12 protein-coding genes are annotated in these 14,611 nt (G+C 59.3%); 8 read left to right on the top strand and 4 right to left on the bottom strand.

What is annotated here, in order from left to right; all coding sequences use genetic code 11:
- Positions 1-295, bottom strand: a 295-nt coding sequence (locus tag QU481_RS18755; protein ID WP_289828410.1) for a helix-turn-helix domain-containing protein, incomplete at its 3' end; no start/stop codon positions are given.
- 898 nt (positions 296-1,193) lie between these two features.
- Here QU481_RS18755 and chrA point away from each other — a divergent pair.
- From chrA to QU481_RS18740, 3 genes are all read left to right on the top strand, one after another.
- Positions 1,194-2,411, top strand: a complete 1,218-nt coding sequence (gene chrA, locus QU481_RS18750) for a chromate efflux transporter (RefSeq protein WP_289831527.1) — start codon at positions 1,194-1,196, stop codon at positions 2,409-2,411.
- A 269-nt stretch (positions 2,412-2,680) separates the two neighbouring features.
- Complete coding sequence (locus tag QU481_RS18745; protein WP_289831526.1) at positions 2,681-2,884, top strand: cold-shock protein; 204 nt, start codon at positions 2,681-2,683, stop codon at positions 2,882-2,884.
- Between the two features lie 79 nt (positions 2,885-2,963).
- Positions 2,964-3,530: a DUF1415 domain-containing protein gene (locus QU481_RS18740; protein WP_289831525.1), complete on the top strand. Its 567-nt coding sequence runs from the start codon at positions 2,964-2,966 to the stop codon at positions 3,528-3,530.
- On the opposite strand, the gene QU481_RS18735 is transcribed toward QU481_RS18740, so the two are convergent.
- Positions 3,527-4,351, bottom strand: a complete 825-nt coding sequence (locus tag QU481_RS18735) for a M90 family metallopeptidase (RefSeq protein WP_289831524.1) — start codon at positions 4,349-4,351, stop codon at positions 3,527-3,529. The genes QU481_RS18740 and QU481_RS18735 overlap by 4 nt on opposite strands.
- Before the next feature lie 191 nt (positions 4,352-4,542).
- On the opposite strand from QU481_RS18735, the gene QU481_RS18730 reads away from it, so the two are divergent.
- From QU481_RS18730 to nudC, 3 genes are all read left to right on the top strand, one after another.
- Positions 4,543-5,736, top strand: coding sequence for a cation:proton antiporter (locus tag QU481_RS18730; RefSeq protein WP_289831523.1), 1,194 nt, complete (start codon positions 4,543-4,545; stop codon positions 5,734-5,736).
- Positions 5,737-5,779: 43 nt separating this feature from the next.
- On the top strand, positions 5,780-6,907 hold the full coding sequence (locus tag QU481_RS18725) for a YbdK family carboxylate-amine ligase (protein WP_289831522.1): 1,128 nt from the start codon (positions 5,780-5,782) through the stop codon (positions 6,905-6,907).
- Positions 6,908-6,983: 76 nt separating this feature from the next.
- Positions 6,984-7,778 (top strand): NAD(+) diphosphatase, encoded by a 795-nt coding sequence (gene nudC, locus QU481_RS18720; RefSeq protein WP_289831521.1) that lies wholly within the window; start codon positions 6,984-6,986, stop codon positions 7,776-7,778.
- A gap of 91 nt (positions 7,779-7,869) precedes the next feature.
- On the opposite strand, the gene tilS is transcribed toward nudC, so the two are convergent.
- Positions 7,870-9,204, bottom strand: a complete 1,335-nt coding sequence (tilS, locus tag QU481_RS18715; protein ID WP_289831520.1) for a tRNA lysidine(34) synthetase TilS — start codon at positions 9,202-9,204, stop codon at positions 7,870-7,872.
- 626 nt (positions 9,205-9,830) lie between these two features.
- On the bottom strand, positions 9,831-10,958 hold the full coding sequence (locus tag QU481_RS18710) for a sterol desaturase family protein (protein WP_289831519.1): 1,128 nt from the start codon (positions 10,956-10,958) through the stop codon (positions 9,831-9,833).
- Positions 10,959-11,745: 787 nt separating this feature from the next.
- Between QU481_RS18710 and aspA the strand changes: the two genes are divergently transcribed.
- Entirely contained in the window at positions 11,746-13,191 is a 1,446-nt protein-coding gene (aspA, locus tag QU481_RS18705; RefSeq protein WP_289831518.1) for an aspartate ammonia-lyase, read from the top strand.
- Positions 13,192-13,234: 43 nt separating this feature from the next.
- Positions 13,235-14,542 carry a dicarboxylate/amino acid:cation symporter gene (locus QU481_RS18700; protein ID WP_289831517.1) on the top strand — a complete coding sequence of 436 codons (1,308 nt, stop codon included), beginning with the start codon at positions 13,235-13,237 and terminating at the stop codon, positions 14,540-14,542.
- Positions 14,543-14,611 lie beyond the last annotated feature (69 nt).

Here is a 14,611-nt window from a genome sequence, read left to right as displayed (position 1 = left end):
ACTCGAACTTGAACTGCTGCGGCGTATTGTCTTTCACCGCCTTGGCCAGCCAGCTCATCTCATCGGCCGTCACCTTCGGTGGACGCCCCGGGATCGGCTTGGCCAGCAGGGCGTTTTGGCCGCCATTGGCAAAGTCTGCTAACCAGCGAAACACCGTGCGCGGGTTGACACCGTAGGCGGCTGCTACGCTTTGCACCGATTGGCCCTCTCGAATCGCCTTGACGGCTTGCTGGCGCATGACCTGGAGGGTGTGGTGGTCAATCCCGCGGGCGTCAGAGTTTCGTTTGCATTTCATGAAGAAAATTATCACATGAAATGGCATTACTTTCTAAAAGGTTAGTATCTGCGCCACTATAAGGCGATCACTCGGCCCGAGTTTGTCATGTGCCGTTTATTGTGTCGACGAATCATGAACCATCTGAATTCAGCAAGAAAGATGACATGGCACCTCTAGCAGTCGCGTTTGGATATTAGCCCTCGATCAGCTCGGCTTGCTAAGCAGCCAAGCGGACGGCGCAACGGTATTCGGGCAACACAACAGAATGACCTGGACAGCCTGCCAGCGTCGATAGGGATTGGCCAAGCGCCTGCCACGGACCTCATGGCCAGCTCAGCCGAGACCTTGGCACGGATCCGGTGCAGCATAGATATGCGACGACAACGACTCACACTGTACAGCCACGCGGAGCCATTGCGTCTCGCTTATGTCTAATGCTCGGGTGGCTTTAGCTAGTACAGATCGCACGAAAAGTTCAGCAATACAGGATTTGTTAGTTTACGCAACTTCATAGCGCAAAAGCCCAGGCATGAGCCATGAGTAGTGGATTTTTTTGACGGTTAGAAAGCTTTAATTATGTTTTCGTCATGCGGTATTCGTGAAAACACGTACTGGTGGAGTCGAGAGGGGCGGAAAACAGGCGGAGAGCCCTGATAAATGCACCAAAGATTTGACATAATATACATTACACGAACAAATGTATCTGTAAAAAGCAGGGCTAAAATCCTAACTCTGCCACGTCCAGTCCAGGTTGGATTGTCTGTAGCCGCACGCCTAGCCAAGGCCACTTCGCTAAGTTTTGTTAGTGGCTCTTAGCCGCACTCCATATAAACAAACGGAAAGCTATGCCGGACGATGCGGTAGTCTGACTTCGGGTAGTATTCGGCCATTTCATTGTCAAAGAAGACCCGGAGCAATGTTGTCGACAGGCATCGAGCAGCATCAAAAAACCAGTGATAGCACGTGGACGGTATTCATCGCGTTCCTGCGCTTAGGTCTGACATCGTTTGGTGGTCCCATCGCTCATCTGGGTTATTTCCGGAACGAGTTCGTCACACGCCGGCGCTGGCTCAACGAGCGCAGTTACGCTGATTTGGTGGCGCTCTGCCAGTTCTTGCCTGGTCCGGCCAGCAGCCAAGTCGGCATGGCCCTCGGGCTGTCGCGGGCCGGATTCACCGGGGCATTGGCGGCCTGGGCCGGATTTACGCTGCCGTCGGCGATCGCACTGGTATTGTTCGCGCTTGGCTTGTCTGCCTGGGGAAACGCCTTACCGGTCGGCATCCTGCATGGTTTGAAAGTGGCAGCCGTTGCGGTTGTGGCCCAAGCTGTATGGGGAATGGCCCGCACGCTCTGTACCGATGCGATGCGAATTACCATCACTGTGACATCGGCCGGCATCATCCTGCTATGGCCGACACCTCTGGGACAGGTCTGCGTGATCGTCGTCTCCGCCGTAACCGGCCTGCTGTGTTTTAAACCTATGCAGGCCGCCGCTCACGAGCTTTTGCCGATTTCACTAAGCCGCCAGGCTGGCATCTTGCTGTTGGGACTATTCTTCGTCCTACTGCTTGGCTTGCCGGCCCTGCTGGAAATCTGGCCGAATCACACTTTGGCGCTGGCAAACGCCTTCTACCGGGCCGGCGCGTTGGTCTTCGGCGGCGGGCATGTCGTGCTACCGTTACTGCAGGCGGCAGTCGTCCCCAGCGGCTGGGTAACGAACGAAACCTTCCTGGCGGGCTATGGCATGACGCAGGCGGTGCCCGGCCCGCTGTTTACCTTTTCGGCCTTTCTCGGGGCATCAATGCAAAGCCCCCCCAATGGCTGGCTTGGTGCTGTCGTGTGCCTGATCGCCATCTTTGTGCCGTCGTTTTTATTGGTGGCGGGTGCCTTGCCTTTCTGGGAGCAACTACGTCGTAACCTCCGCACGCAGGCAGCGCTCGCTGGCGTGAACGCCGCCGTGGTCGGGCTGCTATTGTCCGCGCTTTACCAACCGGTATGGACCAGTGCCATACATCGGCCAGCTGACTTCGGTTTGGCTCTGGTTGCATTCGTCGCCCTCGCCTTTTGGAGGCTTCCGCCGTGGCTGGTCGTGATGGCCTGCGGCACGGGCGGATGGTTGCTGGGACTCTTATAGCCACTCTCACCCTCAGCCACTGGGGATGCCAATGTTTTAAACCTACACGCCGAGCCGGTTACTTAACGACAACTACGGCGCTCACCGGGCCCGCCCCCAACAAAAAAAGCTTGCTTACAGGCGTAACAACGGGCAGGATATCGGCAGCAGAATTTTCAAGTTGTGAGATGTGTTTGTCTGTAGTGGCGTCAGTCAGTACCTCAAGTCGCCATTTCCCTTGAATTTCATGCGAGTTCGTAACTTTTAACTTCATACACAGGGAAACCAACATGGCTACCGGTACCGTAAAATGGTTCAACGACGCTAAAGGCTTCGGCTTCATCACTCCGGACGAAGGCGGCGAAGATCTGTTCGCACACTTCTCGCAAATCAATTCCAGCGGCTTCAAGTCGCTGGCTGAGAACCAGAAAGTGTCCTTCGACGTGACCACTGGCCCGAAGGGCAAGCAAGCGTCGAACATCCAGCCGCTGTAATTTTTGACAGCCCTGGCAAAACCCGGCCTTAGGCCGGGTTTTTTCATTTCATCGCTTAATCGCTTTAAAGGGACGCGTGATGAACACGCTTAGCCACGACGAGATCATTGCCGCTACCCGCCTATGGGTCGAAAAGGCCGTGATCGGTCTGAACCTCTGCCCGTTCGCCAAGTCGGTTTATGTCAAAAACCAGGTACGCTTTATCGTCAGCAATGCCAAGCACATCGACGCGCTGATCGAAGACCTGGTAACCGAGCTGGAAACCTTGGCCGAAGCCAGCCCGGAGAAGATCGACACCACGCTGCTGATCCACCCCTACGTGATGACCGACTTCCTCGACTTCAACGATTTCCTCGAAGTGGCGGACTCGGTGGTCACCGAGCTGAAGCTGGAAGGCGAACTGCAGATCGCCAGTTTCCACCCACAATTCCAGTTCGAGGGCACTGCCCTCGACGATATCGAGAACTACACCAACCGCTCTCCGTTTCCGACGCTGCACCTGCTGCGCGAAAGCAGCATTGATCGTGCGGTGGAGGCGTTCCCGGAAGCCGACAGCATCTATCAGAAGAACATCGATACGCTGAACGCGCTGGGTCATGAAGGCTGGGCCAAGCTGGGCCTGGACCAGAACGCCAGCAAAGACTAGCCCGCGCCCTCGCCCGTCGCCGATGGGCCCAAAGACTCGCCCGGTTCCGGCAGCCGCTTGACCGGGTCTTGCCGGTAAAACGCGGCGAGATGCCGGTACAGTTCCGGCAAGTCGCACTGCAGCCAGTGCGGCGTTTCGAAGAACGCTTCGCTCAATACGGCGAAGAATTCCGCCGGATGCTCGCCGGCGTACGGGTCCAGCCATGGCCACTGCTCGCTTTCGCCATCAGGCGAAGTATCCAGGTCACGGCAGAACGTGTCGTACGCCCTTCCCCAGTCGCTGGCCCACTGTTCGCGACTCATCCCCTTGTGCAGCGGCGGATAGCCGTTCGGTGCGCCATTGAGCATGTCGAGCTTGTGGGCGATTTCGTGGATGACCACATTCCAGCCGTCGAGCTCGGGCGAGTCCGCCACTGCCGGCAGCGACAGCACCAACGGCCCGTCCTGGCGAGCCTGCCCAATCAGCACCTGTTCGCCTTCATGCGCGAGCCCTGCATAGTCGAACCACAGATCACGGGTGACGAAAGCATCCGGATATAGAATCACTTCCTGCCAACCGGCCAATGCCTCCTCACCCAGATTCAACACCGGCAGCACCGCCTGCAGCGCCACCAGAGCAGCCTCCTGTTCGACCAACATGCCATTGATGGGCAGCAGACTCTTGTCATGTAAAAAGCCGACGGCAAGCCCAGCCAGACGCTGCCACTCATCGTCCGTCAGGCCATGCAACAGCGGCAAACCACGGCCAATCTCACCCAGACGCAGGGCCTGTTCCTGGGCCTGTTCGCGACGTTTTGCCTTGCCAAACCAGTCAAAAATCACCACACTGCCTTTCAGAGATTGCTTATACAGCCCGCACGGAACCACCGCTTCACGCCGCCGCCCGGCTCCGTCTTGTTCGTTACCCTCCTCGCGGCCGTCAGCCCTGGCACCGTGCAGCACGCGTCACCCGAGCCGTTGAGCCGCCCCTCTCATGAGCGGGGGCTTTCATCAAACCTCATAAGGAGGCGCTCATGAGTTTTCCTTGGCAAACACTGGCACTCAACCCACTGACTGCCTTTGGCCTGATTCTGGCACTGGGCGTGCTCGGCGGCCAGATTGCCAAGCGCATTGCCCATTTACCCAGCGTGACCGGGTACATCCTTACCGGTCTGATCATCGGCCCCTCTGGCCTAGGCCTGATCCAGCACGATATTTTGAGCGAGGCATCGCTCTTCAGCGATTTGGCACTGGGTCTGGCGCTGTTCGAACTGGGTCGCCGGGTCGACCTGAGCTGGCTAAACCGCGAGCGCACCCTCCTACTCACTTCGCTGATCACATCCACCCTGCTCTTTACCGGCTTGTTCGGCCTGTTGCTCGCGTTCAAACTCCAATATGCTCCCGCTGCGTTACTCGCCGCTGCCGGTGTGTCGAGCTCGGCACCGATCCTGCTCGAGATCACCCGTGAAACCCACGCCGAAGGCCAGGTCACCGAACGCTTGCTCGCCACCGCCGGCCTGAACGGACTGTTCTCACTGGTGGCGTTCGGCCTGGCACTTTCCTATTCGCACTTCGCCAGCGCTGCTGACGTCGAGTCGGTGTTCCTTCGCCCCTCCTGGCTGGTGCTCGGTTCTGCAGCGCTCGGGCTGATCGCTGGGCTGGTCGCAATCCGCCTGAATGCCTGGCTAAGCGGTCGCCAACGCGAGGCACAATGGGTGCTATTGTTCGCGATGATCGCGTTGGTGGTCGGCTTGGCCGAGCAGATGGCGATGATGCCGGCGATGGCCCTGCTGGTCTTCGGCTTGGCCACCCGCAACCTGCAAAGCGGCAACACCTTGACTGACCCAACCCTGCTCGCCCGCAGCAGCTTTTTCTTCGTCGCCTTCTTTGTCGCCTCCGGGGCACAACTGGTTCCGTCGGAGTTAGTGCGAATCTGGCCGCTGGCCCTGGCCTTTGTGCTATTGCGCGGTGTGCTGGCAATGTTGCCGTGGTCCGTCGCTGCCCGTAGCAACGGACTGACGAGCAAGCGCGGCGCCCTGCTGGGCCTCGCACTGACCCCAATGGGCAGCGGCACTCAGGCGCTGATGCTGCTAGCGCCGAGCACCCTGCTGTCGAGCCAGAGTTCGATGCTGATGCCAGCCACGCTGGCGGTGCTGTGCATCCTCGAATTGATTGGCCCGCTGACCAGCCGCTTCGCCCTACAGCAGGCAGGTGAAACTCACGAATGATCCGCCACACTGAAGCAGATGGTGTGACAAAAGGAGTAAAACCATGCTGGAGTTCTCCACCAGCCAACCGCTGACCCTCGGCGTCGAGCTGGAGCTGATGATCCTGAATCGGCGCGACTACAACCTGACCCGCGGCTCCGACGACCTGCTCGAACTGATCAACCGCCGCAAGCACGGCTATGACATCAAGCCAGAAATCACCCAAGGCATGATAGAGATCGGTACCGCAGTGCACCACAAGACCAGCGAGATGCTCGACGAACTGATCGCGATCCGCACACTGCTGGTCAACGCGTCCGAAAAGCTCAACCTTGGCCTCGCAGGCGGCGGATCACACCCGTTCCAGCACTGGCGCGACCAACGCATCTATCCGAAGGAACGCTACCGCCTGGTGTCGGAGCTGTACGGCTATCTTGCCAAGCAGTTCACCGTGTACGGCCAGCACATCCATATCGGTTGTCCAGATGGCGATGCGGCGGTGCGACTCACCCACCATCTCTCTCGTTACATCCCTCACTTTATCGCGCTGTCGGCCTCGTCGCCGTTCCACCAAGGCGTCGACACGCTGTTTCAGACTTCGCGCCTAACCAGCGTCAATGCCTTTCCCTTGTCTGGGTCGATGCCACTGGTGCACAACTGGAGCGAATTCAACGACTATTTCATCAAGATGGCCAACCTTGGCATTGTCGAGTCGATGAAGGACTTTTACTGGGACATCCGCCCCAAGCCGGAATACGGCACGGTCGAAATCCGCATCTGCGACACTCCGCTGTCGGTCGACACCCCGGTGCTGCTGGCCGCTTATGCGCAAATGCTGGCAAGGCGCTGCTTCGAAGAAGATTGGAACGACATCCGCGTGGAGCACTACCTGACCTACAGCTATAACCGCTTCCAAGCCTGTCGCTTCGGCTACGACGCGGTACTGGTTGACGCCAATCAAGTGCGCCAGACCAGCCTGCTCGAAGACATGCTGGAGACGCTGAACGCGCTGCTGCCGCATGCCAGGGCACTCGGAGCAGAGCGCGAACACGCCCAGCTGCGCGAGCGCGTGCTCAAGCGCAACATCGACAGCCAGTGGCTGCGCAGCATTTACGAGGAAAGCGGTTCACTATCGGAGGTGGTACGACGACAGAGCGAACGCTGGATGTACGGTGAAATTGGGCGTGACTGAGACCGCTTGCCGTCGGCGGCGCAATAACGGTCGGCAGCCTGTTACACTTGGCGTCTTTCACCGCCTGATTCCGCCCATGCTGCTCAACCTGCCCGCCTCGCCCGACCCGACGCTACCCACCCTGTGGAGCGTGTTCGACCGCCAGCAAGTGGTGCTGATCGACAACAGCCTGCCCGGCAACGAAGCTTCGAACTGGTCGCTGACTGGACGGCGCTTCCTCGGTGAACTGGGCGGCCGCAACTTGTTTTCGGCCAATCTGGTCGGCGCCGTCCCGGCCGGCACCACGCTTAGCCCACTACGCCCAGCCTTACTCGGTCTACCGCGTGACCAGGCACAGGCACTGGTGCGGGCGGCTCAGCTTAATCGCTTTGCCCATACCCACCGCTTCTGTGGCGCCTGCGCCGCTCCGCTGCGCCCTCACAACCATGACCAGGGCAGCAGCTGCCCCAGCTGCGGCGAAGTCTATTATCCGCGCCTGGCACCGGCGATGATGGTCACCGTTACCCGCGGTCGCGAGATTTTGTTGGCGCGCGCCCCACACTTCGCTCCCGGGGTGTACAGCGCGCTGGCCGGCTTCGTCGAGCCGGGTGAAACCCTGGAAGACTGCGTGCATCGGGAGACACTCGAGGAGGTCGGCCTGCGGCTGCAAACCCCGCGCTACATTGGCTCGCAGTCCTGGCCGTTCCCCCACTCGCTGATGCTGGCGTTCATCGCCGAGTACGCAAGCGGCGACATCGTCCCGCAGGCCGGCGAGATTGAGGATGCCAATTGGTACGACATCGACGCGCTGCCGTTGATTCCACCGTCGCTGTCGATCGCCAACTGGTTGATCAATCACACGGTCGACGAGCTGCGCCGACGCTACGACTGAGATGCCGCTGCTTTGCGGACGAATATGACAAAGCCCCGTTCGAACGGGGCTTTGTCGTTGGCGGAGCCGCAAGGTTGGCCGAACAGTAATGCTAGCCGGCGTCGATCTGCGGGCCGAGCGCCGGGGTCCAGAGTGGCCACCAGCCATCGTCACTCTGCGCGGTGTTTGCCACCTCCACGCCCGGCAGCGCCACACACTCGCCGCCGGCATCGACCAGCAGCGGCCAGCGTTCACGCAGGAACGGCGGCACCCCGGCCTCCTGCAGCAGCGTCTTCACCGGCTTTCGGCCAACCTTCAACGCCAGCCTTTCTCCGCCCTGCCGCGGCTGCAGCCACAGCCCCTGCTCAATCAGCTCGCTGCGCAGCCCGCCCTTGCGCGGCTCGAACGCCAGCACCCCCTGCCAGTCCGGCAAGGCCACGGGCGTCGTCAATACCGCCGATGACAGATACTGACATTGGGGAGAGGCCGACCCCGCATCGGGCCACAATTCACCACGGTAACGGTGGACGAGACCTCTCGACAGCCGCCATTGTGGCGTGGCATCGCTACGGGCGGTCAGCAGCTGGCGGCGGAATGCCTCGACTGATTCCGGCGTCGCACTACCGAGCCCGCTGCGCTCCACCCAACGCAACAGCAACTGCCGCTGCCGAGGCTCGGACAGCCGGGTCAGTTCGGCCAACTGCAGACGCCCTCCTCGCACGGCCTGCGCCAGATCCTGCTCGGCCAACTCGTCGAGCAACGCCGCCGCGTCGGCCAACTGGCTGGCGGTGCGCTGCAGTTGCACCCGATAGTCCGGCAACTCGGCAGCCAGCACAGGCAACCAGTGGTGGCGCAGCCAGTTGCGGCGGTAGCGAGGATCGGTATTGCTCTCGTCATCAACCCAGCGTAACCCCTGCGCTACGGCATAGGTCTCCAACTCGTCGCGGCGAATGCCCAGCAAGGGCCGCCATAAGTCAATCGCTGGTGTCAGAGCCCGCCAACGCGGCATGGCTGCCAGTGCATGCGGACCACCCCCGCGCAGTGCCTGCAGTAACACCGTTTCAGCCTGGTCGTCCTGATGTTGCGCCAACGTGACCACATTGGCCGAAGATGAGGCAAGCACCTGATAACGCGCACGCCGTGCCGCCGCCTCGACACCGTCGCCGTCCGGGATGACTTGAACTCTCTCGATCCGCAGCGGCACAGCCCGCGCCTCGCACAACGCCCTGCAATGCTCCGACCAGGCATCCGCATTCGGTGATAGGCCGTGGTGCACGTGCACGGCACTCAACGTAAAGCATTGGTGTGCCCGAGCCTGCAGCAGCAGGTCTAGCAGCACCACCGAGTCCAATCCACCACTGAGCGCCAGCTCCAACGTAAAATGGCCGGACAACGTCTCCGGCCATTCCTTGATCAGGCGTTGCAACAGATCAGGCGTTTTCATCATCAAATGATCAACGTTTCCCATTCGCTACGAAATCAATGGCTTTGTGGCTCATTCTGTCTTTGACGTCAGAACGATCTGACCAGCCATGTCCCCGTAAATCAACCGCCTACTCTTCAATTTCGGAGCCCCCAAATGGAGGTGCGGCCTAATCTTACACCAACGCTCAGGCGTCAGAGCAAACCACTCGGCCTACCCTGAGCCACGTTCTTCACTAGGCTGCAGAAAGAAAAACCGCTGCCGAAATCACTTGGACAGCGGCACCTGTCTGTTGACCCAGGGCGAGCACAGTCTGCGGCCAATATCGCCTGCAGCCTTGTCCGCAAGGTATCACCAGCGCGCTCGGCCACCATGGCGGACTGCATCCTCTATGGCTTGAACACCGCGCTGCACGAACGGTCAGCCACCTGACGGAGGAACTGCACGTCGACTTCAATCGACACCGCCAGATCTCTAATCCCCAGCAGCAAAATTTTACCCTAGGGACAGTAGGACCGAGAATGCTTCGAATGCCAGAGAAAGGAAGCCGGCCTGGCTACCGCGGCTTCATCTTCCGCCGATGAATCTAGAGGACCAAACCGAAATGGAAAACCCTTAGGCCCCCACGCTGTCGTACCGTGATCTGCAATTCAACTGAACGTCCATAGCGCGATGGCCAAACCAGCCAGGTCGACCAGCAAGACATGTTTCGCAGTGACCCGGCCCTGCAGCAAGGCCCCTAGGCTCCAAAGCCCGCTGATGATGAGCCCAGTCACCAGCAGGGTCAGCCCGTACGACAGATCGTCGGCGTACCAGAGATACAGCGCGCTTGCTGCCATCATCGCGGAGAATTGCGCAATGGCCAGCCCCTTTGTACTGCGGCGTAATAGCGGATCGTAAATACGGCTTGCCTCTTCAAGGTCGAATACGGGTTCCGGTGACCGCGCCTTGATGTCTGCCGGCAGCCAGCCCGGTGGTTTGAACCACAGACGTAGCTTGTCAGGCCAATGCTGGGTGTGGCGGGCAAGTCGGGCCACCTGCCAATAGCCGACCATAACGGCCCAGATAGGGTCCCAGCTTTTTAGTTGCGTGCGCGTTCCATAAACGCAGGGTTCTTTCTCTTCGGCGAAGGTGCCAAACATGCGATCCCAGATCACCAGCATCCCGCCGTAGTTCTTGTCGAGATACTGGTCGTTCACTGCGTGGTGGACGCGGTGGTTCGATGGGGATGAGAACACTCGGTCGAACCAGCCGAGCTTGCCGATGTGCTCGGTATGTATCCAGAACTGGTACAGAAGGACAATCAGCCCGGCAAGGGCGAACTGCTCCGGGGCGACGCCCAGTACGGCCATGGGCAGATAAAAAGGCCAACCGAGAAAAGCGACGGTGCTTTCCTGCCGCAGCGCGGTAGAGAAATTGAAGCTCTGACTCTGGTGGTGCACTGCGTGCGCCGCCCACATCACGGCACTCTCATGTCCCATGCGGTGCAGCCAATAGTCGCAGAAATCGAAAAAGACAATGGCGATCAGCCAGCCGTACCAAGCCTGCCAGATCGAGGCATGGGGAAAGAGCGCCACCCGCCGGTAGGTCATGGCATAGAGGCCAATCTGGAACAGTTGGGTGAGCCCCGCTACCAATTGGCTCATCAGGCCTTGGCTGAGGCTGCTCAGACTATCGCTCAGCCGATAGGTGTTGCGCTGCTTGATGTAGCCATAGGCGAACTCGGCGCCCATCAACACCATAAAGATCGGCAAGGCGTAGACAATGATTTTTTCCATAGGGTATGCAAGTGTGGCTATCGGTCGGTTTGCGCTCTGAAATTCATGTGAGTCAAGCTCTTCGAAAGCGCAACCACGGGAATGATACACAGCGTTACTGTTTCGGCCAACGTAAACGGTTGACTCGCAGTGTGGTTGCCCACGATGGTCTTTTTCATCTGAATAAGCGTGCGTGGACTCAATCGGCTCACGCTCAACCATAAGTGGCTGTCGAAATGCGGTTATTTAATCGATATGCAAATAAACGCCGACAACTTATGCGTAATTAATGTTTATTGGCACGATTAACGATTTTGTCATACCTGGCAGCTACCTCGAAAGCCGCTTCATGACCTCCGCTCTACTGTCTCGTTCCCTGCTCGGGCGCCACATTAAGTGCGGGTCGAATCTTCGCCGCGATGGCTGCCACCCTGCTCAAGCTCGACGTCTATCCCCCTGACGCCAAGGGCGTCTTTCAGCCAACCTTGCTGGGCGCTACCTGTCGAGCTGCTTGCACCTCCCCTCTGCTATTGAAAACCTCTGTTGATCAGCGGCTTTTCCATTTCTGAGGTTCTTTGAAAGCTGTCGTTAGTAAAAACGTTCGGAAATCCGAACGACAATTTCATCGCTAATACGGAAATCCGAACACGGCAATTTTTTGTCAATTTAAATCACTGAAAAATCAATGCACTACAGATTGCTTTTCTGCAATCGAAGCTGGCATGGTCCTTGCGTATAAAGGGGCGGCCCCGCGGTAAAAGCAACCGACGAGGAGCGACAAAACTACAGGCTTTGACAGGAGAACCCCTTGAGTCAGCGAATTGACCGCACCGAGCACGATCTGCTCGGCGATAAACAGGTCCCGGCGGATGCCTACTACGGCGTACATACCCTGCGTGCGATGGAAAACTTTCCTATCACTGGCACGTCGATCGCCATCTACCCCGACCTGATCAATGCACTGGCCGCCATCAAGCAGGCTGCAGCCCAGGCCAACAACCAGCTGGGGTTGCTGGATTCGCAGCGGGCCGACGCGATCGTGCGTGCCTGCGAAGAGATCCGCGCAGGCCGCCTGCACAACGCCTTTGTCGTCGACGTGATCCAGGGCGGCGCTGGCACCTCGACCAATATGAATGCGAATGAGGTGATCGCCAACCGAGCACTGGAACTGCTCGGTCATGCCAAGGGTGACTACCAGCACTTGGATCCGTGCGAACACGTCAACATGAGCCAGTCGACCAATGACGTCTACCCAACAGCATTGAAGCTGGCCGCCTATACGAGCATCTTCCGACTCGCTGATGCTCTGACCATTCTTCGCCGCGCCTTCGAGGCCAAGGCCGTCGAATTTCGCGACGTACTGAAGATGGGTCGCACCCAGTTGCAAGATGCGGTTCCGATGACGCTGGGCCAAGAGTTCTCCACTTACGCGGTAATGCTCTCCGAGGACGTCGAGCGACTAAAGGAAGCGGCACTACTGCTGCGCGAGATCAACCTCGGCACTACCGCCATCGGCACCGGCACCAATGCCCACCCGGAATATGCAGCGCGCGCGTGCGGCCAGCTGTATGAAGTGAGCGGCATTCCGGTAATGATCGCCCCGAACCTGATCGAAGCGACACAGGACTGCGGCGCCTTCGTGCAGCTTTCGGGCGTATTGAAGCGCGTAGCAGTGAAGCTCTCGAAAATCTGCAACGACTTGCGCCTGCTCTCTAGCGGCCCACGCGCGGGCTTCGGCGAGATCAACCTGCCGTCGCGTCTAGCCGGCTCGTCGATCATGCCTGGCAAGGTCAATCCGGTGATCCCGGAAGTGGTCAACCAGATTGCGTTCGAGGTGATTGGCAACGACATGACGATCACCTTTGCAGCCGAGGCGGGTCAACTGCAGCTGAATGCCTTCGAGCCGATCATCGCGCACAGTCTGTTCAAAAGCATCAACCACCTGCGCCAGGGCTGCCAGACGTTGACCGAGCACTGCGTGCTCGGCATCACCGCCAACCGCGAGCATCTGCGCGCCAATGTTGAGAACTCGATAGGCATCGCCACCGCGCTCAATCCTCATATCGGCCATGCCAGCGCCGCCGAGGTGGCTAGTGCAGCAATTGCTAGCGGCCGCCGCGTAGCCGAGATCGTGCTAGAGCGCGGACTGATGTCGGCCGAAGAGCTGACCGAGCTGCTGCGCCCCGAAGTGCTCACGCAGCCTCGCCTGATTCAACCCACCAAGATCGAAGACTGGTGCTCTGCCCTAGTCTGACCAGCAGTACACAACACACAGCAGCAACAAGAGAGAGGAACGCATGAAAACCAACCGCATCACTCTGTGGGTCCTGGCGGCCCTGGTGCTTGGCATCGCCGTCGGCTATGCCTGTCACGTATCGATTCCCGATCCGAAGGCCGCCAAGGATCTGGCCGGCTACTTCTCCATCCTGACCGATGTCTTCCTTCGGATGATCAAGATGATCATTGGTCCGCTGGTGTTCTCGACACTGGTGTACGGCATTGCCAAGAGCGATTCCAAGGCTGTCGGCCGTGTCGGCATGAAGGCGATGGGTTGGTTTATGGCCGCGTCGATGGTGTCGCTGCTGTTGGGCCTGCTATTCGTCAATGTGCTGAAGCCGGGCGTCGGCTACAACCTGCCGCTTCCGGCAGCGGCTGCGACTAGCGGCCTGAAGACCGGCGCGCTGAACCTGAAGGACTTCATTGCCCACCTGTTCCCGAAGAGCTTCTTCGAGGCGATGAGCAATAACGAAGTGCTGCAGATCGTGGTGTTCTCGCTGTTCCTGGGCGTGGCACTGGCTTCGTTCAAGGAGCGTCCGCTGCGCATCATTGTCGAAGGCATCGGCGAACTGTCGCACGCGATGCTGAAGATCACCCGCTACGTGATGATGTTCGCCCCGCTGGGCGTATTCGGCGCGGTTGCCTCGACCATCACTGCTGAGGGTCTGGGTGTACTGTCGGTGTACGCCAAGTTTATGGGCAGCTTTGTGCTGGCCATCTTCACCCTGTGGGTATTCCTGATTGCCGGTGGTTACTTCTTCCTCGGCAAGCGTGTATTCAGCCTGCTGCGCCTGATGCGCGTACCGTTGATGCTGGGCTACGCCACCGCCAGCAGCGAGGCCGCCTATCCGAAGGTGCTGGAGCAGCTGGAGCGTTTCGGCGTAAAAGACAAGATTTCCGGCTTCGTGCTGCCGCTGGGTTACTCGTTCAATCTGGACGGCTCGATCATGTACACCTCGTTCGCCGCGCTGTTCATCGCCCAGGTCTACAACGTGCCGCTGACCCTCGGCCAGCAGTTCACCATGCTGCTGATCCTGCTGGTAACCAGCAAAGGCATCGCCGGTGTACCGCGCGCCTCGCTGGTGGTGGTAGCCGCTGTACTGCCGATGTTCAACCTGCCTGAGGCTGGCATTCTGCTGATCCTGGGCATCGATCACTTCCTCGACATGTTCCGTACCGCGACCAACGTGATCGGCAACGCCATCGCTACCAGCGTGGTGGCCAAGTCCGAAGGCGAGCTCGGTCCGGAACTGAGCGGCAACGTGGACATGGCCGATGCGGAGCAGGACGCCGCCCCGGCACGCGAAGCATACGACAGCGTCCGCTGACGTTTATTCAGGTGGCGATCGGCCAAAAGCTGATCGCCGTCAGAAAACCCCGAGAAACTGCCCCCATGG

Source organism: Crenobacter oryzisoli, assembly GCF_030385785.1.
GTDB classification, from domain to species: domain Bacteria; phylum Pseudomonadota; class Gammaproteobacteria; order Burkholderiales; family Chromobacteriaceae; genus Crenobacter_A; species Crenobacter_A oryzisoli.
This window is presented reverse-complemented; position numbering and strand designations above follow the sequence as displayed.